This is a genomic window from Kribbella sp. NPDC051770 (assembly GCF_040681455.1).
In the GTDB taxonomy this organism is placed as follows: Bacteria; Actinomycetota; Actinomycetes; order Propionibacteriales; family Kribbellaceae; genus Kribbella.
In genome coordinates this window covers 149,556-172,549 of record NZ_JBFAYT010000010.1, presented here as the reverse complement: position 1 = coordinate 172,549, position 22,994 = coordinate 149,556, and the positions used below count along the sequence as shown (strand labels likewise).

At 70.8% G+C, this 22,994-nt stretch carries 25 protein-coding genes; 20 read left to right on the top strand and 5 right to left on the bottom strand.

The window, feature by feature from the left end; all coding sequences use genetic code 11:
• Nucleotides 1–4: 4 nt before the first annotated feature.
• Nucleotides 5–982, top strand: coding sequence for a putative RNA methyltransferase (locus tag AB0M01_RS29795; RefSeq protein ID WP_363675314.1), 978 nt, complete (start codon nt 5–7; stop codon nt 980–982).
• Nucleotides 983–1,088: 106 nt separating this feature from the next.
• Here AB0M01_RS29795 and AB0M01_RS29790 read toward each other — a convergent pair whose 3' ends face one another.
• Nucleotides 1,089–1,754 (bottom strand): NAD(P)H-dependent oxidoreductase, encoded by a 666-nt coding sequence (locus AB0M01_RS29790; protein WP_363675312.1) that lies wholly within the window; start codon nt 1,752–1,754, stop codon nt 1,089–1,091.
• A gap of 107 nt (nt 1,755–1,861) precedes the next feature.
• On the opposite strand from AB0M01_RS29790, the gene AB0M01_RS29785 reads away from it, so the two are divergent.
• Nucleotides 1,862–2,395: a MarR family transcriptional regulator gene (locus AB0M01_RS29785; protein ID WP_363675310.1), complete on the top strand. Its 534-nt coding sequence runs from the start codon at nt 1,862–1,864 to the stop codon at nt 2,393–2,395.
• A gap of 60 nt (nt 2,396–2,455) precedes the next feature.
• Nucleotides 2,456–2,740, top strand: a complete 285-nt coding sequence (locus tag AB0M01_RS29780; protein ID WP_363675308.1) for a hypothetical protein — start codon at nt 2,456–2,458, stop codon at nt 2,738–2,740.
• A gap of 87 nt (nt 2,741–2,827) precedes the next feature.
• Here the strand turns inward: AB0M01_RS29780 and AB0M01_RS29775 are convergent, their stop codons facing one another.
• On the bottom strand, nt 2,828–3,478 hold the full coding sequence (locus AB0M01_RS29775) for a response regulator transcription factor (RefSeq protein ID WP_363675306.1): 651 nt from the start codon (nt 3,476–3,478) through the stop codon (nt 2,828–2,830).
• Nucleotides 3,475–4,908 (bottom strand): histidine kinase, encoded by a 1,434-nt coding sequence (locus AB0M01_RS29770; protein ID WP_363675304.1) that lies wholly within the window; start codon nt 4,906–4,908, stop codon nt 3,475–3,477. Before AB0M01_RS29770 ends, AB0M01_RS29775 begins: the two co-directional genes overlap by 4 nt.
• Nucleotides 4,909–5,440: 532 nt before the next feature.
• Here AB0M01_RS29770 and AB0M01_RS29765 point away from each other — a divergent pair.
• The 14 genes from AB0M01_RS29765 to AB0M01_RS29700 all read left to right on the top strand — a co-directional run bounded on the left by AB0M01_RS29765 (nt 5,441) and on the right by AB0M01_RS29700 (nt 18,570).
• Entirely contained in the window at nt 5,441–6,463 is a 1,023-nt protein-coding gene (locus AB0M01_RS29765; RefSeq protein ID WP_363675302.1) for an ABC transporter substrate-binding protein, read from the top strand.
• A 2-nt stretch (nt 6,464–6,465) separates the two neighbouring features.
• A complete protein-coding gene (locus tag AB0M01_RS29760) occupies nt 6,466–7,263 on the top strand; it encodes an ABC transporter ATP-binding protein (protein WP_363675300.1) in 798 nt (265 codons plus the stop codon).
• Nucleotides 7,260–8,042, top strand: coding sequence for an ABC transporter permease (locus AB0M01_RS29755; RefSeq protein ID WP_363675298.1), 783 nt, complete (start codon nt 7,260–7,262; stop codon nt 8,040–8,042). The genes AB0M01_RS29760 and AB0M01_RS29755 overlap by 4 nt, the downstream gene beginning before the upstream one ends.
• Nucleotides 8,039–9,127: an Ldh family oxidoreductase gene (locus AB0M01_RS29750; protein ID WP_363675295.1), complete on the top strand. Its 1,089-nt coding sequence runs from the start codon at nt 8,039–8,041 to the stop codon at nt 9,125–9,127. Before AB0M01_RS29755 ends, AB0M01_RS29750 begins: the two co-directional genes overlap by 4 nt.
• Nucleotides 9,127–9,522, top strand: coding sequence for a RidA family protein (locus tag AB0M01_RS29745; protein ID WP_363675293.1), 396 nt, complete (start codon nt 9,127–9,129; stop codon nt 9,520–9,522). The genes AB0M01_RS29750 and AB0M01_RS29745 overlap by 1 nt, the downstream gene beginning before the upstream one ends.
• A 48-nt stretch (nt 9,523–9,570) precedes the next feature.
• Nucleotides 9,571–10,422 carry a fumarylacetoacetate hydrolase family protein gene (locus AB0M01_RS29740; protein ID WP_363675291.1) on the top strand — a complete coding sequence of 284 codons (852 nt, stop codon included), beginning with the start codon at nt 9,571–9,573 and terminating at the stop codon, nt 10,420–10,422.
• Nucleotides 10,419–11,120 (top strand): GntR family transcriptional regulator, encoded by a 702-nt coding sequence (locus AB0M01_RS29735; RefSeq protein WP_363675289.1) that lies wholly within the window; start codon nt 10,419–10,421, stop codon nt 11,118–11,120. Before AB0M01_RS29740 ends, AB0M01_RS29735 begins: the two co-directional genes overlap by 4 nt.
• Nucleotides 11,117–11,845 (top strand): SDR family oxidoreductase, encoded by a 729-nt coding sequence (locus tag AB0M01_RS29730; RefSeq protein ID WP_363675287.1) that lies wholly within the window; start codon nt 11,117–11,119, stop codon nt 11,843–11,845. Before AB0M01_RS29735 ends, AB0M01_RS29730 begins: the two co-directional genes overlap by 4 nt.
• Before the next feature lie 3 nt (nt 11,846–11,848).
• Nucleotides 11,849–13,429 carry an FAD-dependent monooxygenase gene (locus AB0M01_RS29725; protein WP_363675285.1) on the top strand — a complete coding sequence of 527 codons (1,581 nt, stop codon included), beginning with the start codon at nt 11,849–11,851 and terminating at the stop codon, nt 13,427–13,429.
• Nucleotides 13,426–13,815 (top strand): cupin domain-containing protein, encoded by a 390-nt coding sequence (locus tag AB0M01_RS29720; RefSeq protein ID WP_363675283.1) that lies wholly within the window; start codon nt 13,426–13,428, stop codon nt 13,813–13,815. The genes AB0M01_RS29725 and AB0M01_RS29720 overlap by 4 nt, the downstream gene beginning before the upstream one ends.
• Before the next feature lie 43 nt (nt 13,816–13,858).
• A complete protein-coding gene (locus tag AB0M01_RS29715; protein WP_363675281.1) occupies nt 13,859–14,713 on the top strand; it encodes a hypothetical protein in 855 nt (284 codons plus the stop codon).
• A gap of 79 nt (nt 14,714–14,792) precedes the next feature.
• The gene (locus AB0M01_RS29710) at nt 14,793–15,758 is read left to right on the top strand and encodes a zinc-binding alcohol dehydrogenase family protein (RefSeq protein WP_363675279.1); all 966 of its coding nucleotides are present in this window, start codon (nt 14,793–14,795) and stop codon (nt 15,756–15,758) included.
• 172 nt (nt 15,759–15,930) lie between these two features.
• Nucleotides 15,931–16,623 carry a GntR family transcriptional regulator gene (locus tag AB0M01_RS29705; RefSeq protein ID WP_363675277.1) on the top strand — a complete coding sequence of 231 codons (693 nt, stop codon included), beginning with the start codon at nt 15,931–15,933 and terminating at the stop codon, nt 16,621–16,623.
• Nucleotides 16,624–16,674: 51 nt separating this feature from the next.
• A complete protein-coding gene (locus AB0M01_RS29700) occupies nt 16,675–18,570 on the top strand; it encodes a BTAD domain-containing putative transcriptional regulator (protein ID WP_363675275.1) in 1,896 nt (631 codons plus the stop codon).
• Here AB0M01_RS29700 and AB0M01_RS29695 read toward each other — a convergent pair.
• Together AB0M01_RS29695 and AB0M01_RS29690 are read right to left on the bottom strand one after the other, a co-directional pair.
• Nucleotides 18,509–18,973: a PPOX class F420-dependent oxidoreductase gene (locus AB0M01_RS29695; RefSeq protein ID WP_363675273.1), complete on the bottom strand. Its 465-nt coding sequence runs from the start codon at nt 18,971–18,973 to the stop codon at nt 18,509–18,511. The two genes, AB0M01_RS29700 and AB0M01_RS29695, sit on opposite strands and share 62 nt — an antisense overlap.
• Nucleotides 18,974–18,978: 5 nt before the next feature.
• Nucleotides 18,979–19,356 (bottom strand): hypothetical protein, encoded by a 378-nt coding sequence (locus AB0M01_RS29690; protein ID WP_363675271.1) that lies wholly within the window; start codon nt 19,354–19,356, stop codon nt 18,979–18,981.
• Nucleotides 19,357–19,455: 99 nt separating this feature from the next.
• Between AB0M01_RS29690 and AB0M01_RS29685 the strand changes: the two genes are divergently transcribed.
• From AB0M01_RS29685 to AB0M01_RS29675, 3 genes are all read left to right on the top strand, one after another.
• Complete coding sequence (locus tag AB0M01_RS29685; RefSeq protein WP_363675269.1) at nt 19,456–20,247, top strand: hypothetical protein; 792 nt, start codon at nt 19,456–19,458, stop codon at nt 20,245–20,247.
• Nucleotides 20,247–20,426 carry a hypothetical protein gene (locus AB0M01_RS29680; RefSeq protein WP_363675267.1) on the top strand — a complete coding sequence of 60 codons (180 nt, stop codon included), beginning with the start codon at nt 20,247–20,249 and terminating at the stop codon, nt 20,424–20,426. Before AB0M01_RS29685 ends, AB0M01_RS29680 begins: the two co-directional genes overlap by 1 nt.
• Nucleotides 20,427–20,517: 91 nt before the next feature.
• Nucleotides 20,518–22,749 carry a hypothetical protein gene (locus AB0M01_RS29675; RefSeq protein WP_363675265.1) on the top strand — a complete coding sequence of 744 codons (2,232 nt, stop codon included), beginning with the start codon at nt 20,518–20,520 and terminating at the stop codon, nt 22,747–22,749.
• Nucleotides 22,750–22,994 lie beyond the last annotated feature (245 nt).

The window sequence follows — 22,994 nt, the reverse complement described above, 5'->3', positions numbered from 1 at the left end:
CGCGGTGCATGCTGATCTGGTGGCGGTGTTGCGGTGCCCGGTGTGTGGTGACGGGCTGGAGCTGAGAGACCGTACGGCGCGGTGCGGGGCGGGGCATGCTTTCGATCTGGCGAAGCAGGGGTACCTGAATCTGTTGCCGTCGGCATCGAGTGGGATCGACGGGGACAGTGCGGAGATGGTGGACGCCCGGGCCGAGTTCCTGGGCCGGGGGTGGTACGCGCCGATCCGTGAGGCGCTGGTGGAGAGCCTGCCCCGGTACGGCGAGCCTCTGGGCGGCGGCACCGGGCAGCGGGTCGGTGAGCTCGGCGGGGGTCGCTCGGAGCAGGGCGGCGGGTTGCTGTGGGGCGGCGCGGTTGGCGACGGGGATTCGCGGCTCGACGGCGTGGATGAGGACTCCGCCTCGTGGCAGGGTGAAGCGTTGGTTGTTGAGGTGGGGGCTGGTACGGCGTACTACCTGGCGGGGGTGCTCGAGGCCGGGGGGCGGGGGATTGCGGTGGATGTTTCGCGGTATGCGGCTCGGCGGGCGGCGAAGGTGGATCCGGGGATCGGGTCTGTGGTCGCGGATGCCTGGCGGGAGTTGCCGGTGCGGGACGGGGTGGCTGATGTGGTGCTGGATGTGTTCGCGCCGCGGAATGCTGCGGAGATGGCTCGGGTGTTGAAGCCGGGTGGGACGTTGCTGGTGGTGACGCCCAATCAGGGGCATCTGGGGGAACTGATCGACGTGCTCGGGATGGTGAGCGTCGACGGGGAGAAGGAGCGGCGGCTGGTGGAGTCGCTGCAGGGGTTCGAGCGGGTGGGGCAGCGGGTGGTCGAGAGCACCATGCTGCTTGATCATGCGGCGATCGGGCAGTTGGTGGGGATGACGCCCAGTGCGCGGCACTCGGATGCTGCGGTGCGGGCGGAGCGGATCGCGGGGTTGGCGGATCCGATGGGGGTGACCTTGTCGGTCACGGTGTCGTCCTGGCGGGTGGTCGCGGGCTGACCGCCCCGGGTGCCGGCTCGAGCTCGGCACTCGGGGAGAAGAGTCAGACGGAGCAGGCAACCCGCCGGAGGGCAGGCGGACCTGACAAGTGTCGGTCGGCTGAAGGTCAGGCGGCGTTGGTGGTGAGGGCGCGCGCCGCCTCAGTCGCGTGTTCGCCGGCGGTGGTGTGGGCGTCCTGTTCCGAGGTCTTGGAGAGGTCGATCAGTTCTTCCATGCCGGGGGTGACCGGAGCCAGCGTCAGCTCCGCGGCCGCCGTACGGATGTGCATGTTGAAGACCTCGCCGAAGATGCGGTTCAGGTACGGCGTCGCGTGGTCCCAGCCTTCCTTCGGGGTGCCGGGGCCGTAGCCGCCGCCGCGGGCCAGGGTGAAGATGATCGGGCGGCCGGCGACCGCCGTACCGGAGATCAGTTCCTGGTCGGTGAGCAGCACGTCCATGTACGTCTTCACGTGCTGGGCGATGCCGTAGTTGTACAGCGGTACGGCGAGCAGCACCGCGTCGGCCGCCTTGAACTCGGCGATCAGGTCGGCGGCGAGGGTCTGGGCCTCGGCCGGGTCGACGAAGTCGGCGCCGGACGGGATCTCCCAGCCGAACCGGTCGGCGATCAGCGCCGGCCAGACGCCGGCCGGGATCGGGTGCAGTCCGAGGTCGCGCCGGACCACGACGCCGTTCGGGTGCTCGGACTTCCAGGCCGCCTCGGCGCTGTCGGCGAGCGCGCGGCTGACGGAGCCGTCGAGCCGGAGGCTGGCGTCGATGCGAAGCAGGGTGGTCATGTCGTTCCTTCCAGAGGGGCAGGCTCGGTTGAGCTGTTCCGAAGATAGTCTGTCTAGCAGAACATATTCAAGTCAGATCGTATTCCGAGTGGCGTACACCCCGTACGATGGATCTCGTGACCAGTTCATCGCCCGAGACGAGCACGACCCAGGGGGTCCGCGGCACGTCCGTCGAGGCCGATCTCGGGTGGGCGCTCGGCGTGGTGTTCCGGCGGTACGCGAAGCAGAGCGCGCTCGCGCTCGAGGGTGTCCCGGGTGGTCCGCGCGGCTACCAGGTGCTCGCGACGGCGTACGCCGAAGGTCCCAAGCGCCAGCTCGACCTGGCCGCGCAGCTGGAGATCGACCGGACCGTGATGACGTACCTGCTCGACGACCTGGAGAAGGCCGGCCTGGTGCAGCGGCAGCCGGATCCGGCGGATCGCCGCGCGCGGCTGATCGTCGCGACGCCGAAGGGTGTCGAGCAGCTCTGTGATCTCGAACGGCGCCTGCGGGCGGCTGAGGACGAGGTGATGGGCGGGCTGGACGACGGCGAGCGGATGGTGTTCCGGCTGCTGCTGCAGCGGGTGGCGCGGCAGGCCGACGCGGTCGACCCGGTGGCGAACGCCTGCACGCTGGCCGAGCATGGCGAGCTCGACGGCTGACAGCGGTCTGAAAGCGGTTCCTCCCAGGATGAGTGCGAACTCGACCTGAGGAGGAACTTGATGCGTCGGACGATTGCTCTCGCGGTGCTGGGTGTCGGCGGGATTCCGCTGGGGCTGACCGCGGTTGATTCGGGCGGTACGCCGGTGGCTGCTGCGGAGGTCAGGCCTGTGGTGCAGGCGTGCAACCCGCATTTCAGTTGGTGCCCGAGCGCGGGGTACGAGACGCCGCACGCGTGTGTGGTCGCGAAGAACCAGATGGAGAAGCTGTACTGGGTGCAGCCGGACTGGGACGGGTGCCTGCAGGCGCAGGACGACTTCTACTTCCGGTACTCCGGGCCGCGCTGAGCCGAGCGCCGGCGGAGTCCGGAGCGCGACGAGTCAGGTCCGCGGCGGTGTGGCGTGGGCGATCGGAGCCTGCGCGTCCGTCGCGGGTCAGCGGAGCGGGACGAAGCCTGACTCGTAGGCCAGGATGACGGCCTGGGTGCGGTCGCGGGCGCCGAGCTTGTTGAGCAGGTTGGCGACGTGGGTCTTGATGGTCTGCACGCCGAGGACGAGCTCGCCGGCGATCTCGGCGTTCGACAGGCCCTTCGCCATCAGGCGGAGGACCTCCTGCTCGCGGTCGGTGAGGTCGTACTGATCGAGGCCGAGGCGTGGGTGGTCGTCGGCGTGAGCGAGAGCGAGGGTGCGGATCGCCTCCGGGAAGAGGAGCGACTCGCTGCCGGCGACCGTGCGGATCGCGGCGATGATGTCGTCGGGGGGAGTGCGCTTGAGGAGGAAGCCGGAGGCGCCGGCGCGGAGGGCGTCGTACACGTAGTCGTCGTTCTCGAAGGTGGTGACGACGAGGACGCGCGGGGCCGGGTCGAGGGCGTCGAGGAGCAGGCGGGTGGCCTGGATGCCGTCGAGGGCGGGCATCCGGACGTCCATCAGGACCACGTCGGCGCCGGTACGGCGGACCAGCGGGAGGACTTCGGCACCGTCGCCGGCCTCGCCGACGACGGTGAGGTCGGGTTCGGCGTCGATGATCGCGCGCAGGCCGCTGCGGATCAGGGGTTCGTCGTCGACCACGGCCACGGAGATGTTCACGCTCGTCCTTTCGTCGTCACCGCGACCGGGAGGGTCACGGCCAGGCGCCAGTGGTCGCCGAGCAGACCGGCCTCGACCGTGCCGCGGAGTACGGCGACCCTTTCACGGATACCGGCCAGACCGCGGCCGCCGCCGAGGGTGGGTTCGGGGGGAGAGAAGGTGCCGGGGGCAAGCGATGCGCCGGGGGTAGGCGAGGCGCCTGGGGCAAGCGGCGTGCTGGGAGTGCCCGGGGTGGGCGACGTGCCTGCGGTGACCGGCGTGCCTGGGGCAAGCCGTGTGCCCGGCGCTCCGGGCTGGGCGGAGGTGGGGTCGGCGGGCTGGGGGCGCGGTTGGCCGACTGGGTTGGTCAGCTCGAGCAGCAGGCCCGATGGGCCCAGCGCGATCGACAGGCTCACCTCGACCTCGTCCGCTGGGCGCCCCGCGTGCCGGATGGCGTTGGTCAGGCCTTCCTGAATGATGCGATACGCCTCGCGGGAGACCGCGGCGGGAAGTGTCGAGAGGTCGCCGGAGCTGTGGATCTCCACGGTGATGCCGCCGGCTCGGGTCGCCTCGACCAGGCGGGTGATGTCGGCGAGGGTTGCCTGGGGGGTGGTGGGGGAGCGGCGGTCGTCGCGGAGCAGGCCCAGGACGTGGTCCAGATCGGCCAGGGCGGCGCGGGCCGAGGTCTCCATCGCGGCGAGGGCGGTCTCGGCGAAGGCCGGGTCGGTGGCGAGGACTCGCCGGGCGGCGGCGGCCTGGATGGTGACGAGGCTGAGGGCGTGGCCGACGGAGTCGTGCAGTTCGCGGGCGAGGCGGTTGCGTTCGGCAAGGGTCGCCGTACGGCGTTCGAGGAGCTCGATGCGCTCGGCGGGGGTCGGGCCGAGGACGCGCGGCGCGGAGTAGGCCAGGAGGGCGCCGATGAGGGCTGAGAGCAACATCAGGGCGACCAGGCCGGCGAGAGCCGCCAGGGGCATCCAGAGGTCGGTCCAGCGGCCGGCGACGTGGTAGTCGATGCCGGGGGCCAGCTCGTGGTCGCCGGGGCTGCGGAAAGGGGCTGCGAGCAACACGGCGCCGAAGCCCACGACGGCGGTGCTGAGGATACCGATGAAGCCGCCGGTGACCAGGTGCAGGCAGAACCAGAGCGTCGTACGGCGTCGCTGGCCCCAGTTGCGCGAGGGGCCGAGCGGGCGCTCGTCGAAGCGGACGCCGAGCAGGGACTCCACCGCGATGCCCTCGACCTCGCGCACGGCAGGGAGGACGCCGAGCAGGACGGGTGGGCCGACGACCAGGATCGCGTCGATGATCACCGTCGGGACGCGGGGCAGGCCGAGGCTGTCCACGAGGGAGACGAGCGCGGTGTCGACCAGGATGAACGCCAGCACCAGGGCAGCACCCAGCAGCAGGTAGACCCAGCGCAGGTACGTCGACCCGCGGAACAGCACGTTCGCCACCCACTCATCCTGTCAAGAAGAGGGTGCGCAGCCCTCCCTCCGGAGAGGGAACGACCTCCCCCGAGGGGGTGAACCCACCGGGCAACGCACCCCGCCGAGACCGGCCGAAAAGGTCTTGGGGCCTCCCGGTCTGGACTGAGGAGAGAGGGAGCGAAGCGACCGAACGACGAGGGAAGACCGGGAGATCAAGCCCCAAGACCCGCGGCGCCGGAGGCGACGCCAAGAGCACAGGAGAGCGTTTGCATGACTTGGGTCACAGTACGTAGCGGGTTTACGTAAATTTGTCGCGGAAGGCACACATTCGTCCCGATCGGACGTCGCGATCTGGTGCTCGGGCGGGTACGGTCTGTGGTCGGGGCGGGATGCCCGTCCGGACCGGACAGGCATGGGGAAACGGCTCCAGGACGGGCGGCACAAGGGTTCTGTGGGGACCCGCACGGTGGACGTAAAGACACTGTGAAGTCCCCGGGGGCCGATTGACCGCTCTTCCATATTTGATGTTTGATCAAATATCGGAGAGGAGAAATCCAGTATGAGGTTCAGACGTTCGGCCGTCGCTGGGGTGGCGGTCCTAGCACTCGCCCTCGTGAGCGGGTGCAACGACACCAAGACAGGCCAGGACGGGGACACATCCCTGGAGAAGGTCAATTACCTGACCTCTTTCAACACCTTCGGTCGCGAGGCCTACGCCTACGTCGCCCTGGAGAAGGGCTACTTCAAGGACGCCGGCTTCGACGTCACGATCACTCCGGGCAGCGGCACGGTCGACGTGCTCAAGCTGGTCGCCGGCGGTCAGGCGGACTACGGTATCGGTGACTTCACCGCCACCGTGATCACGCTGGGGAACCAGAAGCTGCCCGTCACCACGGTGGGGATGATCCACCAGAAGTCGCTGGCCGCGATCGTGTCGCTCGAGGGCGGCAAGATCAACCGGCCGGAGGACCTGCCGGGCAAGCGGATCGGCGACCAGCCGGGCTCCACCAACCAGGTGATGTTCCCGGTCTACGCCAAGGCGGCCAAGATCAACCCGGCCGACACCAAGTTCGTGGCCAACCCGCCGCCCGCGCTGCCGCAGCTGCTGGCCGCCGGCAAGGTCGACGGCATCGGCCAGTTCGTGGTCGGCGTGCCGCTGGTCGAGAAGGCCGACCCGGACAAGCGCAAGGCCGTCGTACTGCCGTACGGCAACCTGCTGCCGGACCTGTACGGCAACGCGATCATCACCCGCGACGACCTGGCCAAGGACCACCCGGACCAGGTCAAGAAGTTCACCACCGCGCTGCTCAAGGGTCTGCAGGACACCATCGACGACCCGGCCGGCGCGGCCAAGACGCTGAAGAAGTACGTGCCGAACACCGACCTCGACGTGGCCACCGCCGAGCTCGAGCTGATGAAGCCGTACGTGAAGCCGGACAACTTCAGCGGTGCGCTGGGTGAGGTCGACCCGAACCGGGTGCAGAAGATCATCACCCTGCTCGAGGAGGCCGACGCGGTGAAGCCGGCCGGGTCGATGAAGCCGGCCGACGTGGTCAACGACGCGCTGGCACCGAAGGGCTGAGCATGATCGAGCTGGACGGAGTGGGTCAGGTCTTCGAGGGGCGCGGGGGCCAGGTCCAGGCGCTCGACGCGATCGACCTGCACGTCCGGCAGAACGAGTTCGTCACGCTGATCGGCCGGTCGGGGTGTGGCAAGTCCACCCTCCTCCGGCTGATCGCGGGGCTGCTCCCGCCGACGTACGGCGCGGTGTCGGTGGCGGGTGAGCCCGTCGCCGGGCCGCGGCGGGACGTGTCGTTCATGTTCCAGCGGCCGGCGCTGCTGCCGTGGCGCTCGGTGCTGTCGAACGTGATGCTCCCGGTGGAGATCTCCGGGGACGACACCGGCCGCAAGGAGTACAAGGACCGGGCCCACGAGCTGCTCGAGCTGGTCGGCCTGTCCGGGTTCGAGAAGCGGCTGCCGCACGAGCTGTCCGGCGGCATGCAGCAGCGGGTCTCGCTGTGCCGGTCGCTGATCCGCCGGCCGCAGGTGATGCTGATGGACGAGCCGTTCTCGGCGCTCGACGCGCTGACCCGGACCGAGCTGTCGGACGAGCTGCAGCGGATCCAGATGGAGCTGGCCACCACGATCGTGTTCGTCACGCACTCGATCGAGGAGGCCGTGCTGCTGGCCGACCGGGTCGTCGTCCTGACGCCCCGCCCGGGCCGGCTGCGTGAGGTGGTCGAGATCGACATCCCGCGGCCGCGCAGCCTGGGCACCAACGCGCACCTGACCGAGGTGGCCGAGATCAGCGGGCGCCTGCACGGCCTGCTGGCCGAGAAGACGCACCCGGTCGACGCGACGGCCCCCGAGGCGACCCGATGAACGGTCGCCGCTCGTGGCTCACCACGTCCCGGACCAGCGCGATCCTGCTGCCGGTTGTCGGTGTGGTGATCACGATCGCGCTCTGGTGGCTGGTGATCCTTGCCTTCGACATCAAGCAGTTCCTGCTGCCGACGCCGTACGACGTACTGCAGAAGTTCCTCGAGCAGCCCGGCTACCTGCTCCAGCAGACCTGGGTCTCGCTGGTCGAGTCGCTGACCGGCTTCGGGCTGGCCATCGTGGTCGGCATCCCGATCGCGCTGCTGATCGTCCGCTCGGCGATCCTGGAGCGCCTGGTCTACCCGCTGCTGCTGGCGGTGAACGCGATCCCGAAGATCGCGATCGCGCCGCTGCTGGTGGTGTGGATGGGCTTCGGGCAGCTGCCGAAGACCGCGATGGCGCTGCTGGTCTGCTTCTTCCCGATCGTGATCTCGACCGCGCAGGGGATGAAGTCGACGCCGGCCGAGCTGGTCGAGCTGCTCCGGTCGCTGAACGCGAGCCGGACCCAGGAGTTCTTCAAGCTGCGCCTGACCTACGCGTTGCCGCAGATCTTCACCGGCCTCAAGGTCGCGATCTCGCTGGCCGTGATCGGCGCGGTGATCGGTGAGTTCGCCGGGTCCACCGAGGGCCTGGGCTACGTGATCTGGAACTCCGGTGCCTCCGCCGACACCCCGCTGGCGTTCGCCGCGATCGGGCTGCTGTCGATCATGAGCATCGTCTTGTTCTACCTGCTGGTCCTGCTGGAGCACCTGCTGCTGCCGTGGGCCGAGGAGACCCGGTGACGACCCAGGCGTCGGATGCCGACCGCCGCGTGCTGGTCCGTCCGGCCTGGCTGGAGGCGACCGTCTCCGCGGTCTTCACCGCGCTCGGGTTCGAGCCGGCCGACGCGGCCCAGATCGCGCACTCGCTGGTCGAGGCCGATCTGCGCGGGGTCAGCTCGCACGGGATCATGCTGGTCCCGATGTACGTCGAACGCCTGAACGCCGGGGGAGTGACCCGGGAACGCGAGCTCGACGTCCTGCACGATGCGGGGGCCGCGATCGTGGCCGACGCGCGCGGCGGGATGGGTCAGCTGTCCAGCCCGCAGGCGATGGGGCTGGCGATCGACCGGGCCGGCCGGTACGGGATCGGCCTGGTCTCGGTCCGCAACGCGCACCACTTCGGCGCGGCCAGCCGCTGGGCGGTCCAGGCCGCCGAGGCGGGCTGCCTGGGGATCGCGATGTCGAACACGACGCCGCTGATGCCCGCGCCCGGTGGCGCGGAGCGGATCGTCGGCAACAACCCGCTGGCGATCGCCGTACCGACGCAGGCCGGGGCCGAGATCGTGCTCGACATGGCGCTGTCGGCCGTTGCCCTGGGCAAGATCCGGCTGGCCGCCTCGGCCGGGCGGTCGATCCCGGACAGCTGGGCGACCGATCCGAACGGCGTACCGACCACCGATCCCGAGGCGGCCGTGCTCGGGATGCTGCTGCCGGCCGCCGGCCACAAGGGCTTCGGGCTGGCGCTGATGATCGACGTGCTGACCGGCGTACTGAGTGGTGGGGGGTGGGGGGACCAGGTCCGCCCGCTGTACCGCGAGCCGGACCGGCCGAACGACTGCGCGCACCTGTTCCTCGCGATCGACCCGCAGTTGCTGGGCGGGACCGAGGGGTTCCGGGAGCGGTCGTCGGCGCTGGCCGAGCGGGTCCGCGGCAGTGCGACCGCGCCCGGCGTCGAGAGGTTGTACCTGCCCGGTGAGATCGAGGCCGATCGCGCCCGGCAGCAGCGGCGGGCCGGGGTCCTGATCGAGCGGTCGGGGCTGGACGGTCTGCTGGCGGCGGCCCGCGCGGTGGGCGCCGTGGTTCCGACCGGAGGGGTGCAGAACTGATGCCGAAGACCCAACTGACCAGCGCCGAGCTGCGCAGCCCGAACGGGGTGTTCTCGCAGGCGACCACGATCGAGGCGACCGGGCGGCTGGTGTTCGTCTCCGGGATGACCGCCCGCCGGCCCGACGGCAGCATCGCCGGCGTCGGTGACGTCAGCGAGCAGACCCGGCAGGTGTGCGAGAACGTCGCCGCCGCGGTCCGCGAGGCCGGCGGCACGCTGGACGACGTCTGCCGGGTGGACGTGTACGTGCGCAACATGGAGGACTTCGCCAAGATCCACGAGGTCCGGGCACGCTACTTCCACGAGCCGCTGCCGGCTTCGACGATGGTCGAGGTGAGCAAGCTGGCGCACCCGGACTACCTGATCGAGATCTCGGCGATCGCCGTGATCGCTTGACCGGACCGGAGGAGGTGATTCGGATGCGTGGAGTGGAGTGGGTGTGAGATGCGGTTCGTGACAGTGGTGCACGCCGGTGCCGAGCGGCCCGGCGTGATGGACGGGGACGACGTCGTCCTGCTCCCGTACGACGACCTGGTGGCCGTGATCGAGGCCGGTACCGGCGCGGTGCTGACCGGTGAGCGGATCCCCTTCCGGGAGCAGGACCTGCGGGCGCCGCTGCGGCGCTTCCGCCGCGACATCCTCTGCACCGGCTGGAACTACTGGGACCACTTCGAGGAGAGCCGCGGCAAGCGCGAGGGCCAGGACGTCGACCGGCCCGAGCACCCGACCTTCTTCACCAAGGGCCCGGACGTGGTGGTCGGCCCGTACGACGCGATCGCCTACGACCCGGCGCTGTCGGCCAAGTGGGACTACGAGGCCGAGCTGGCGCTGGTGATCGGCAAGACCGGCCGCAGCATCGCGGTCGAGGACGCGCTGGACCACGTGTGGGGCTACACGCTGGCCAACGACGTGTCCCAGCGGGACCTGCAGCGGGCCCATGGCGGCCAGTGGCTCAAGGGCAAGAGCATCGACGCGACCATGCCGCTCGGACCGTGGATCGTCACGCCGGACGAGCTCGGCGACCCGCAGGACGTGCAGCTGACCTGTCTGCTCAACGGTGAGGTCATGCAGGACGCCTCCACCAAGCAGATGGCCTACGACATCGCCACGCTGATCAGCGAGCTCTCCTACGGGATGACCCTGCGGCCTGGCGACCTCCTGCTCACCGGTACGCCGTCCGGCATCGGCAACGCCCGGGAGCCGCAGGTGTTCCTCAAGGAGGGCGACGAGGTCGTCACCCGGGCCGACAAGATCGGCGAGCTGCGCAACACGCTGGTCTACCAGGAGCTGACGTGACCAGCCGGCTGGAGCTGCTGCCCGGTGGCGGTCGCGGCGGCCGTCGTACGCTCGCTGAGACCGCGGCTGCCGAGCTGCACCAGCTCATCCTGTCCGGTGAGCTTCCCAGCGGTACGCCGTTGCGGCTGGTCGAGCTGGCCAACCGGCTGGAGATGAGCCAGATGCCGGTCCGCGAGGGGCTGCGCCGGTTGGAGGCGCTCGGCCTGGTCGACATCATCCCGCACCGGGGTGCCTGGGTCCGGGAGCTGTCGCTGGCCGACCTGCAGGACACGCACGAGACCAGACTGGCGCTGGAGAGTCTCGCCGTACGGGCTGCTGCCGAGCACTTCGCGCCGGCCGACGAGCAGCAGGCCATCGCGGCGCTGGAGGAGCATCTGCGGATGTCCCGGGCCGACGACTCGATCGGCGCCCGGCAGGCGCACGCGGACTTCCACTTCGCCCTCTACCGGGCCGGTGGCTCGCAGTGGCTGGCCCGGGCGATCGAGCCGGTCTGGCAGAACAGCGAGCGCTATCGGTTCGGCAGCCGGCAGACGGCGTTCCAGATCGAGCAGAACCGGCAGGAGCACCAGGCGATCCTCGACGCGTGCGTCGCACGGGACCCGGACGCGGCCGAGCAGGCGCTGCGCAACCACCTGGCTGGCGCCGTGCAGCGGATCACCGAGACGATGACCTCGAAGCAGAAGGGGGCGTCGACATGAAGGTGAGCTTCGATGCGACCGGCGAGGTCGTTGTCGTCACAGGTGGTGCGAGCGGCATCGGAGCCGCGCTGGCCTCGGCTGTCGTGGCCAGGGGCGGTACGGCGGTGGTGCTGGACATCAGCGCGCCCGCTGACCAGCGGGTCGAGTACGTCGAGGTCGACGTGTCGGACCGGTCCGCGGTGTTCGAGGCGGTCGCCGGTGTGGTCGAGCGGCACGGCCGGATCGACGGGCTCGTCGCCGGTGCCGCTGTGCAGCCGCGCTGCGCCGTACTGGAGACGGACCCGGCCGAGTGGACCAGGACCCTGCAGGTGAACCTGGACGGCGTGGTGTGGGTCTGCCAGGCCGTCGTACCGCACATGGTGAAGCGGACCGCCGGCTCGGTCGTCGTGTTCACCTCCGGGCTGGCCGCCACCGGCTTCCCGCACGCGGCGGCGTACGCCGCGAGCAAGGCGGCGCTGACTGCCTTCGCCCGGACGCTGGCCGCGGAGGTGGCCGAGCACCGGGTGCGGGTGAACATCGTCGCGCCCGGCGTGATCGACACCGACCAGTTCCGGGCTGCCAACGCCGGAGCCGACCTGGACCACTGGCGGGAGGCCACCGGGATCGGTGAGCCTGCCGACGTGGTCGGCCCGTTGCTGTTCCTGCTGTCCGACGCGGCCGCGATGACCGGGTCGCAGCTGACCCGGGAGCGCGCCTTCGCCCGGTTGACCGACCTCACGGAGTGACGAGTGCCAGAGACTGACCAGCAACTGCCCGTCGCCGTGGTCGGCGCCGGACCGATCGGCCTGACCACAGCACTCGGTCTGGCGCACTACGGCGTGCCGTACGTGCTGCTGGAGGAGGACCCGACGCTGTCGTCGGACACCAAGGCCGGTACGACGCTGAGCCGCACCCTGGAGATCTGGAACCGGTACGGCGCGGTGGAGGGCATCCTGGCCGCCGCGGTCCGGATCGACGAGATCGGTGACATCGACCGGGCCACCAACACGCCCCGCGCCTCGGTGCAGCTGGCCGAGCTGGTCAACGACACCCAGTTCCCGTTCGTGATCAACCTGCCGCAGCAGAAGATGGAGCCGATCCTGGCCGAGTCGCTGCCGGAGCCGGTGCTCACCCGGCACAAGCTGACCTCGTTCGAGGTCCGCGACGACCGGGTCGTGCTGCAGCTGGAGACCCCGAACGGGCCGCAGGAGCTGGAGGCGGCGTACCTGCTGGCCTGCGACGGTGGCCGGAGCAAGATCCGCGACGCGCTCGGGGTGAAGGTGGTCGGCGAGACGCTGGCCGAGCGCTACATGCTGATCGACGTGGTGGTCGACCTGGACGTCGACAACGCCCGCGACTACCCCTACCTGGCCTACTTCGCCGACAAGTCCGAGTGGATGGTGCTGATCCGGCAGCCGGACAACTGGCGCTTCCTGTTCCCGCTGGGGCCGGGTGCCGAGCCGCCGGGCACCGAGGACATGCTGGTGAAGGTGAAGCAGTTCATCGGCGAGGTGGACCGGATCGAGCTGCGCGGCTCGGTCGTCTACAACGTGCACCACCGGGTCGCCGAGCAGTGGACCAAGGACCGCAAGGTGTTCCTGATGGGCGACGCGGCCCACCTGATCACCCCGATGTGGGCGCTGGGTCTGAACACCGGTGCCCTGGATGCGTCCAACCTGCCGTGGCGGCTGGCTTGGGTGCTGCGGGGCTGGGCCGAGCCATCGTTGCTGGACGGGTATGAGCAGGAGCAGCGGCCGGTCGCCATCGAAGGCTCTGGGGAGATGGCCGAGGCGGCGCGCAAGTACATGGCGCAGCAGCGCGGTGCGGTCACCGAGGACACCGGCGCGTGGGCGACGGCGTACAACCGGACGCTGCTGAGCGTGCGGCTGGATGTGGAGGGTGTCGGCGACTGGTCGATGGTGGCGACCAGTGCGGCGCCCCCGGCGGTGCGTGCGGGCGACCGGGCGCCGGACCTGGCGCTGCAGAGCATCAGCGGCCGCGTCACGATCCACGAGCTGTGCCGCGACTCGTTCGTCGCGCTCTACTTCACCGACGTACGCCGCCGGCCGGAGATCCCGCTCAACGACTCGCCGGCCCTGCGGCACTACGCGGTGTCGCGCTGGGACGCGCCGCACGACTCCGGGCTGCGGGACCGCTCGCTGTTCGACCCGGGCAGCATCGCGACCAACCGGTACGGCGTACCGGCGGACAGCGTCGTACTGATCCGGCCCGACGGCCACATCGCGGCAGTTGGCCCGGCGGCGCCGGGTGCTGCCGAGGAGCTCTACACGCGAGTGACCGGTCGGCCTGTTCCCCGGGAGGCGTCATGACGTTCGACGAACCGCTGCGCGAGATCCTGCTGCAGACCGACGACCTGGAGTGGGTGGACAAGTCGCTGGCCGGGCTGTCGCACAAGATGCTCTGGCGGGACCCGGAGACCGAGGCGTCGATCGCGCTGGTGAAGTTCGAGCAGGGCTCGGGCATCCCCTCGGCGCACAAGCACGCGTCGAACCAGTTCATGTTCTGCCTGTCCGGCCGGTACGTGTACCTGCCGACCGGCACCACGCTGACCAAGGGCAGCTTCTACTGGAACCCGAAGGGTGTCGTCCACGGCCCGACCCGGGCAGAGGAGACCTCTGTGCTGCTGGAGGTGTACGACGGCCCGCACTACCCGGAGCGGCCGTCCTTCTACGACAACGACGAGGACGCACGCTGATATGGCCGGCTGGGACGTCCACACGCATCTGATACCGCCAACAGTGCTGGCTGCTGCCCGCAGCGGCTCGTACGGGTTGGCCATCGAGGGCAACTCGCTGGTGGTCGACGGCGAGCACCGGCTGCCGCTCGGCAAGCTCGCTGACCCGGATGCGCTGCTGCAGTGGGTCAGCGATCAGGACCTGGACGGCGCTGTCGTCTCGGTGCCGCCTGCGCTGTTCCGCTACGACCAGGGCGTGGAGTGGACAGCCCTGCTCAACCAGGGGCTGCGCGAGCTGGCCGGGCCGCAGCTGCGGGTGCTGGCCCACATCCCGCTCCTGCACGCGACCGCACCGGCTGTCGCGGCGGCGCTGGGGGAGGAGGGTGTGTTCGGCGGCTTCGCTCTCGGTACGCCGGGGTTCGCCGGGCTGGACGCGGTCTGGAAGGTGCTGGACGACCTCAACGCGTTCACGCTGATCCACCCGGGCCACAGCACGGACCGGCGGCTGGACGCGTTCTACCTGTCGAACCTGCTCGGAAACCCTTACGAGACAGGGCTTGCGGCCGCGGAGCTGGTCTTCACCGACGTACCGGCGCGGTTCCCGGGGATCAGGTTCTGCCTGTGCCACGGCGGCGGCGTGACGGCCGCGCTGGCCGGGCGCTGGCAGCGCGGGATCGACACCGACCGGCCGGGGATCGAGGCGCCGTCGCTGGCGGTCGCCGAGGCGCTGCAGCGGTTCGTGGCCGACGACCTGGTGCACGACTCCGCCGTACTGCCGCTGCTGGAGTCGACGTTCGGGGACGTGCTGGCCGGGAGCGACTGGCCGTTCCCGATGGGCAGCGACCGGGTGGACCCGCGCCGTTCGGCGGCCGCCGGCGAGCTCACCCGTCCGCTCGGCCGAGGGGGCCGGGCGACGTGAACAGGGCTGTTGCTGAGCAACGAGATGTGATCAGATATCAAATGCAGGTGGGGGCTATGGGCACGAGTGGGGTGGGTGGATGAGCGCGCGACAGGGCATCGTGCTGCGCTGCTACGGGCCTGGGGAGCAGCTGAAGGCCGAGGAGGTCGAGCTGGTCGCCGGACCGGGCGAGACGCTGGTCGAGATGGATGTCGCCTCGGTGACCCAGCTCGACCGCACCGTGCTGGCCGGCAAGCTGGCCCAGCAGCTGCAACCGCCGTTCGTACCGGGCTCAGAAGGCGCCGGTGTGGTGGTCGACTCGGCGGTGTACCCGTCGGGGACGCGAGTGGTGATCCGCGGCGGAGGAGTCGGCGTGGCCCGGCCTGGTACGTGGGGCTCGATGGCTGTCGTGCCGGACTTGTCCGTGCACCCGCTGCCGGTCGGGCTCGACACCGCCGAGGCGCTGGCGCTGCTGGCTCCCGCGCTGACCGCCCACACCGCCGTACGGCGTGTGGCGGGCGTCGTACCGGGGGAGACGGTTGTGATCACCGGTGCGACCGGTCTGGTCGCTCGGCTCTGTGCTGCCGTCGCCAGAGCGGCCGGTGCCGGCAAGGTGATCGGTCTGGTGCGTTCCAACGAGTCGGTGGACCACCTGACCCGGCTGGTCGACCAGGTGGTCCGCGTGGACGAGCTGGGACAGGTCGGCCGGGAGCTGCCGTGGTGCGACGCCGTTATCGACACAGTGGGTGGCCCGGTGACCAGTGGGGTGATGAGCCACATCACCCCGGGCGGGCGGATCGCGATCCTCGGCTACACGGCAGGGGAGTTCGCCACGCTCGATCTGCACCAGCTGATCGGCCGGGACCTGCGGGTGCTGCCGGTGAACATGCAGCGGACGACGATCGAGGCCGGTACGGTCGCGCAGGTACTGGCCGACATCGCGCCCGCTCCGATCACACCGGACCTCGACATGGTCGCGGCAGCACGCGTCGACGACGCACTGGACCGCCTGAGCGGCGGTACGGCGGAGCGGCGTGTACTGCTCGACCTCACCCGGCTGCGCTGAGTAGTGGACGGGCGGCCACTCCGGTGAAAGGCTGGGTGGCCGTCGCGGTGCGAGGATGTCCGGCGGGGGCGCGACGGACATTCGCTCGTCGGAACCCGCGTGAAGCCCGTGGCACCGCTACGGTTACCTCCCAGACGTGCGTGCAGTGGACGAGAGAGGCAGCCCACACCCAATGACCCGACGACTCGAGCTCACGCCCGGGGGGCCCAGCGGCCGACGCACACTCGCCGAGGAAGCTGCTGCCGAGCTGCACGAGCTCATCCTGTCCGGCGAGCTGCCGAGCGGCACCGCGCTGCGGCTGGAGGAGCTGGCCAAGCGGCTGGACATGAGCCAGATGCCGATCCGGGAGGGGCTGCGCCGGATGCAGGCGCTCGGCCTGGTCGAGATCGTCCCGCACAAGGGCGCCTGGGTCCGCGAGCTGTCGATGGAGGACCTGCGCGACACCCACGAGACCCGGCTGGCGCTGGAGACGCTCGCGGTCCGCGCCGCCGCGAAGGGGTTCGCCGAGTCCGACGGCGTGCTCGCCAAGGCGGCGCTGGCCGAGCACGTCCGGCTGTCCAAGGTCGGTGACATCATCGCCTCCCGGCAGGCGCACACCGAGTTCCACTTCGCGATCTACCGGGCCGGCGGTTCGCGCTGGCTGCCGCGCGCGATCGAACCGGTCTGGCAGAACAGCGAGCGGTACCGGTTCGGCTCCCGGCAGACCAAGGCGCGGATCGAGCAGACCCGCCGCGAGCACCAGGCGATCCTGGACGCCTGCCTGGCCCACGACGAGCAGGGCGCGGGTGAGGCGCTGCGCGAGCACCTCGAGGGTGCCTTCCAGCGGATCAGCGAGACGATGGCCCGGCGGTACACGAAGGACTGAGTTCCGCGTCACCGGTCTAAGGGGTTACTATGAGCGCCTCAGCGTCGGGAGGTGGTTCAGTTGGAGCTGCGGTTCGAGCTGCTCGGTCCGGTTCGGGCCTGGCGCGGTGACACCGAGATCGACCTCGGAGCGCCGCAGCAGCGCGCGCTCCTGGGACTGCTGCTGCTCCGGGACGGCGCGCTGGCGACGTCCGACCAGCTGCTGACGGCGCTCTGGGCCGACCAGACCCCGCGGGCCGCCGCCGGGATGATCCGGTCGTACGTGTCGCGGCTGCGGCGCGCGCTGTCGGAGTCGACGATCCAGTCGGTCGGCGGCGGGTACGTGCTGCCGGTCGCGCCGGGTGCGCTGGACCTGAACGAGTTCCTGCGGCTGATCGACGAGGCGCGGACCGCCCGGAAGGACGGGCGTCCGGAGGCCTGGGCCGACGGGCTGCGAGCCGCTCTCAAGCTGTGGAAGGGTACGCCGCTCGCCGGTGTCCGCGGCGACTTCGCCGGCTGGGAGCGCGAGCGGCTCCGCCAGCACCGGCTCGCCGCGGTCGAGGACCTCGCGGCGGCCGACCTGGAGCTCGGCCGGCCGGAGGAGGCCGCGCAGGTGCTCGCGCCGATCGTGATCGAGCACCCGATGCGGGAGCGGCCGCGGGAACTGCTGATGCTCGCGCTGTACCGGTCCGGCCGGCAGGCCGACGCGCTGCGGCTGTACCAGGAGACCCAGCACCTGCTGGCCGACGAGCTGGGCGTCGACCCGGGGCCGGAGCTGCGCGAGATGCACCGGCGGATCCTGGCGTCCGACCCGACGCTGCTGGGCGTCGTACAGGCTCCTGTTGTGGTGGCTCCGGTGCTGGAGGCGCCTGAGCAGCTTCCGCCCGACCTGCCGGAGTTCACTGGTCGTGGCGAGGATCTGGTCCGGCTGTCGATGCTGCTGCGCGCATCTGGCGACCACCTGCCGGTGCTGGGACTGACGGGCGCTCCTGGGATCGGGAAGACGTCGCTGGCGGTTCATCTGGGTCGTCGGCTGGCCAGTCGGTTCCCCGCTGGCCAGTACTACGTGCACATGTCGTCCGCTGGTGACCCGCTGTCGTCGCTGCTGCGTGCAGCTGGTGTGGCGACGCTGCCGGAGTCGCCGTCGGAGCGCGGGGCTTTGTGGCGCACGCTGACGGCTGGGCGCCGAGTGCTGGTGGTGCTGGACAACGCCAAGAGTGCTGGCGATGTGCTGCCGTTGCTGCCAGGGACTGGTGGTGCCGCTGTCGTGCTGACCGCGTCGCGGCGGCTGTTCGGGTTGCCGTACGCGGACTGGGTCAAGGTCGAGCCGCTGTCGCCGGAGAAGTCGATGGAGCTGCTGGAGCGACTGGTCGGCGTACGGCGGGTGCAGGCGGAGCCTGCGGACGCGCGGCGGTTGCTGGCGCTCAGCTCCGGGGTGCCGCAGGCCATCCAGGCCACGGCGTCACGGCTGCAGTCGCGGCCGGGGTGGAGCCTCGCTACGGCGTACGAGCGGATGCGGCTGCGCGGGGCTCTGGAGCCGCGGCACAGCGAGTGCGATCCGGTCGACTCGGCGTACGACGTGGCGGTGGGGGAGCTGTCGCCTGAGCAGGCGCAGGCGTTTCGGTTGCTGGCGTTGCTGGAAGGGGACTTCACGCTGCCGGCGGCGTCCGTCGTACTGGAGTTGGCGGAGCCGGAGACCGAGGCGGTGGTCGAGTCGCTGGTCGACGCGCACCTGCTGGAGTCGCGGGGAGCTGACCGGTACTACTACCTGCACCCGCTGCAGGAGTTCGCGCGGATGCGTGCTTGGCGGGTGGAGGGTGAGGGGACGTGCCAGGCGGTGCTGAGCCGAGTGGCCGACTACCGGGCTCAGCAGCCCGTCCTGGCTTCGGTGTCCGGTTCCGGGCTGGTCAGTCGGCCAGTCGGGCCGGGAAGCCGCCGGTCGCGATCGGGGACCACCGGACCGGCGTGACCCGGATCAGGCACTTGCCCTGCGTCCGCATCGCCTCGCGGTACTCGTCCCAGTCCGGGTGCTCGCCGGAGATCGAGCGGTAGTAGTCGACCAGCGGCTCGACGGCGTCCGGCAGCTCGATCACCTCACCGGTGCCGTCCACTTGCACCCAGGCGCCGTTCCAGTCGTCGGACATCACCATGACGCTGGTCTGCGGGTTGCGCTGCACGTTGGTGCTCTTGGCGCGCTCGGGGTAGGAGGAGATGACGATCCGGCCCTCCGCGTCCACCCCGCCGGACACCGGCGAGGCCTGCGGCGTCCCGTCGCCGCGGGTGGTGATCAGCAGCATGTGGTGCCGGGGACGGACGAACTCCAGCAGCCCGTCGAGGTCGACCTTCGTGTTGGTGGCAATGGTTCGTGGCATGTCGCTCAGCCTAGGGCCGTCTCGTGAACGCTCAACCAGCGCACGCCGTACCGGGCGGACTCGTCAGGCGTCAGTACGGCGGTGACGCGGCGGGATTGCCCGATCGAGTGGCGCTCCAGGAACCGGCAGATCGTCAGCTCGTCGGTCTGGGCTACCTGGGTGAACTCCTCGATCGCGATCGTGAGACCAGGCGCTGCGTTGCCTGCTAGGGCCAGTGCTGTGACGAGTGCGCCCAGGTCGAGCTGCGTGCCGTCGATGGTGACCAGGGTGAAGTCGGGCCGATGCATCTGCCGGAAGGCCTCGAGCAGCTGTCCGTCGGCCTCGGTGCCGAGCCAGTGGGCGAGGTCCAGGTGGTGCTGCACGACCTCTGCCTCGATCTTCATGGGGTCCTTTCCGCGGTGGATCGTCCGTGCGGGAGTCTAGGTGGCCGGGTCCGGACACTCCGATTGACATGAGTCGAACAGGTGTTCGAACATAGAGGGGTGACGGGGACATCGACAGCAGCCGATCAGGCGCGGGACCTGCTGGCCCGGGCGCAGGCGCAGAAGGCGGCGCAGGCCGCTGACTCCGCGCTGTCCACGCTTCCGGCGCGGACCGTGCCGGCGCCGCGGACCACGGAGACGCGGGTCCAGCAGGCGCTCGACACCGCCACCACCGAGCGGACGCTGCCGACGCTGCCCGCGATCTCCGAGCTGCTGTCCGGCGCCTTGCGCGGTGGTGCGGTGTACTCCGTGCGCGGCTCCAGCGCGCTGGTGATGGCGATGATGGCCGGGCCGTCCGCCGAGGGCGCCTGGTGCGGCGTGGTCGGGATGCCGTCGTTCGGTGCCGAGGCGGCGCGCGGTCTCGGGGTCGACCTCGAGCGGCTGGTGCTCGTCCCCGACCCACGGCACGACTGGCTGAGCGTGGTCGCCGCGCTGGTCGACGCGCTGACCGTGGTGGTGGTCCGGCCGCCGGGCGAGGTCACGCCGGGGGAGGCCTCGCGGTTGTCCGCGCGGCTGCGGACGCGTGGGGCGATGCTGATCGCTGTCGGGTCCTGGCCGGGGAGCGAGGCGCGGCTGGAGGTCCAGGCCAGCACGTGGAGCGGGCTGGGAGCCGGCGAGGGGCAGCTGACGGCGCGGCAGGCGACCGTGGCGGTCACCGGGCGCGGGGCCGCGGTGCGTCCTCAGCAGCATCAGCTCTGGCTGCCGGCGATGGACGGAACCATCCGGACGGTGGAGGAGACTGCTCGCCCGGCCGACAAACCCGCGAGCTGGTTGCAGGAGGCGGTCAGCTGATGGCGGTGTGGACGCCGGTCGGCGTGATCGCGTTCTCGCCGCTGGCCCAGCGCCTCGGCGGGGGACACCGGCTCACCCGGTGCGTGCCACACCTCGATGGCCCGCGGGCCGGTTTGGTGGAGGCGGCGGCTCGTTCTGCTCGCATGCGGGTGCGCCGGCTGCGGGAGGCGGTCGGCTGATGGCGGTGGTGGTGTGGGCGCCGGGTTCGGAGGAGGCGACGGTTCGTCCTGCCTGCAAGTGGGCGCCCCAGCTGTGGGAGGCGGTCGGCTGATGGGTGTGCGGACGATGGTGGTGTGGGTGCCGGACTGGCCGGTGCTGGCGGCGGCTTCTGGGGAAGGGGTTTCGGCGGAGGAGCCCGTGGCGGTGCTGTCGAAGGGCCGGGTGCTGGCCAGCTCGGCTTCCGCCCGGGCCCAGGGCGTACGGCGTGGGTTGCGCGCGCGGGACGCCCAGTCGCGGTGCCCGGAGCTGCTGGTGCTCAAGTACGACCCGGTGATCGACGCGCGGGCGTTCGACCCGGTGATCAGCTGCCTGGAGGCGCTCACCCCCGGCACCCAGGTGATCCGGCCCGGCATGTGCGCGCTGAAGGCCCGCGGCCCGAGCCGGTTCTACGGCAGCGAGCCGGCCGCCGCGGAGAAGCTGCTCGACCGGCTCGAGACGTACGACGTACCGGGTGGACGGGTCGGGATCGCCGACGGCCCGTTCGCCGCGGAACAGGCCGCGCGCGCCGCGTCGGCGCAGACCCGGGTACGGGTGATCCCGCCCGGCGGGTCGGCCGAGTTCCTGGCGCCGCTCACCGTCGACACGCTGGAACGCCCCGAGCTCACCGACCTGCTGCGCCGGCTCGGCCTGCGATCGCTCGGCGCCTTCGCCCAGCTCCCACCGACCGAGGTGCTCACCCGCTTCGGCCCCGACGGCGCCTTCGCGCACCGCCTGGCCCGCGGCGACGACGACCGCGCGGTGGTCGCCCGCGAGGTCCCGCCCGAGCTGATCCGCACCCTCGACTTCGAACCACCCGTCGACCGCGTCGACCAGGTCGCGTTCGCGGTCCGTACAGTCGCCGACGAGTTGGTCGCCCGCCTGACCGCGCTCGGCCTGGTCTGCACCACCCTCCGCCTGGAGGTCGGCACGGACTCCGGCCGCGTCCACGAACGCGAGTGGTTGCACCCCCGCTGGTTCGCCCCCACCGACATCGTCGACCGCGTCCGCTGGCAACTCCAAGGCAGCGGCACCGCCGACCTCACCTCACCCGTGACCCGCCTCCGCCTCATCCCCGAACGCGTGGACCCGGTCGGCGCCCACGCCGACACCCTCTGGGGCACCGGCCCCGACGAACGCATCCACCGAGCCCTCTCCCGAGTCCAAAGCATGCTCGGCCACGGCGCAGTCGTCACCCCCGTCATCACCGGCGGCCGAAGCTACAAAGACCGCCAATCCCACATCCCCTGGGGCGACCCCCTCATCCCAGTCCGCGACCCGACGTCGCCGTGGCCAGGCGCCCTACCCGGCCAACCCAACCTCCCCACCCCCGAGCCAGAGCCCAGCCCCACCCGTTCCACCATCACCCTCCTCCGCCCGCCCACCGTGCACCTGGTACCTCCACCCGAAGACACCACACCACTCCCGCAGCCTGCCCCCACCCCCGCCGCGCTCACCTCCGTGCCACCCACAAACGCCGCACCCGCCCGGCCTGCCTCAGTCACACTCACCACCGCTTTACCCGCGGCCACCACACCGGCGCGGCCTGCATCCGCTACAACCACACTCGCTTCCGTCGTACCCGCAGACACCGCGCTCACTTCCGTGGCACCTGCGAGTGCTGGACCAGTGCAGCTTGTGCCAGCACTGGCCGTGCTCGCCTCGGACGAGCCCGCGCCGGCTGCATCCAACGAAGCCGCGCCCGTGCAGCTCGTACCTGCGCGGGGTGCGCTTGGTGTGGCCACAGGTGGTGCGCCTGCGGTTGCTCCGGCGGAGATTTCTTCTGCTCCTGCGGATGCTGTGTTCGGTTCAGCTGCAGAGGGTTGGTCGGGAGAGGCTGCGGAGGTTGTGTCTGGGAAGGTGGGGCTTGGTTCTGCTGGGGATGTGGACGGTGGGGCCAGCTGGTACGACGAGGAGGAGCTTTTTCGGCGGCCTCCGCCTACGTGGACTCCGTTGGCTTTGGGGGGTACTTCGGGGTGGCCGGTGCCGGTGCCGGCGTTGGTTTATCCGGTTCCGCATGCTGTTGAGGTGTTGGCGGGGGACGGGCGGCCGGTGACGGTCAGCGCTCGGGGGGCCTTGTCGGGGGTGCCTTCGGTGTTTCGGTGGGTGGCGGGGGCTCAGGTTGCTGATAGCAACAAGTTGTACCCGGTGACGGCGTGGGCGGGGCCGTGGCCGGTGGACGAGCGGTGGTGGGACGCGGAGGCGGAGAATCGGCTGGCGCGGTTTCAGTTGGTGACCGCGGACGGGCGGGCCTGGCTGGCTGCGGTTCGGAACACGCAGTGGTGGATCGAAGCGAGTTATGACTGATCTGGTCGAGGACCAGCTCGTGTGTGCTCGGCGGCATCTGCTGGCTGCGCACCGGCAGCGGCATCGGTTGGCGGCTCATCGGCATCTGCGGTTCGCGCGGCGGCACTTGCTGGCCGTTCAGCGGCGGCACATCGCCTGTCCGGCGAGGCATTCGCTGGCGAGGGCCCGGCAGCTTCGGGTACGGCGGTTGTCGACGCGACGTCGGCTGCAGCGGGCGCATCGCCAGCTGCAGAAGGCGCGTGAGG

Bases quoted from the DNA above. Each gene is read 5' to 3' on its own strand.
- AB0M01_RS29690 (WP_363675271.1), bottom strand. From the start codon at position 19,356: ATGAAGATCGAGGCAGAGGTCGTGCAGCACCACCTGGACCTCGCCCAC.
- AB0M01_RS29680 (WP_363675267.1), top strand. From the start codon at position 20,247: ATGGCGGTGTGGACGCCGGTCGGCGTGATCGCGTTCTCGCCGCTGGCC.
- AB0M01_RS29765 (WP_363675302.1), top strand. From the start codon at position 5,441: ATGAGGTTCAGACGTTCGGCCGTCGCTGGGGTGGCGGTCCTAGCACTC.
- AB0M01_RS29745 (WP_363675293.1), top strand. From the start codon at position 9,127: ATGCCGAAGACCCAACTGACCAGCGCCGAGCTGCGCAGCCCGAACGGG.
- AB0M01_RS29785 (WP_363675310.1), top strand. From the start codon at position 1,862: ATGGATCTCGTGACCAGTTCATCGCCCGAGACGAGCACGACCCAGGGG.
- AB0M01_RS29705 (WP_363675277.1), top strand. From the start codon at position 15,931: ATGACCCGACGACTCGAGCTCACGCCCGGGGGGCCCAGCGGCCGACGC.
- AB0M01_RS29710 (WP_363675279.1), top strand. From the start codon at position 14,793: ATGAGCGCGCGACAGGGCATCGTGCTGCGCTGCTACGGGCCTGGGGAG.
- AB0M01_RS29695 (WP_363675273.1), bottom strand. From the start codon at position 18,973: ATGCCACGAACCATTGCCACCAACACGAAGGTCGACCTCGACGGGCTG.
- AB0M01_RS29740 (WP_363675291.1), top strand. From the start codon at position 9,571: ATGCGGTTCGTGACAGTGGTGCACGCCGGTGCCGAGCGGCCCGGCGTG.
- AB0M01_RS29675 (WP_363675265.1), top strand. From the start codon at position 20,518: ATGGGTGTGCGGACGATGGTGGTGTGGGTGCCGGACTGGCCGGTGCTG.
- AB0M01_RS29755 (WP_363675298.1), top strand. From the start codon at position 7,260: ATGAACGGTCGCCGCTCGTGGCTCACCACGTCCCGGACCAGCGCGATC.
- AB0M01_RS29790 (WP_363675312.1), bottom strand. From the start codon at position 1,754: ATGACCACCCTGCTTCGCATCGACGCCAGCCTCCGGCTCGACGGCTCC.
- AB0M01_RS29780 (WP_363675308.1), top strand. From the start codon at position 2,456: ATGCGTCGGACGATTGCTCTCGCGGTGCTGGGTGTCGGCGGGATTCCG.
- AB0M01_RS29720 (WP_363675283.1), top strand. From the start codon at position 13,426: ATGACGTTCGACGAACCGCTGCGCGAGATCCTGCTGCAGACCGACGAC.
- AB0M01_RS29730 (WP_363675287.1), top strand. From the start codon at position 11,117: ATGAAGGTGAGCTTCGATGCGACCGGCGAGGTCGTTGTCGTCACAGGT.
- AB0M01_RS29760 (WP_363675300.1), top strand. From the start codon at position 6,466: ATGATCGAGCTGGACGGAGTGGGTCAGGTCTTCGAGGGGCGCGGGGGC.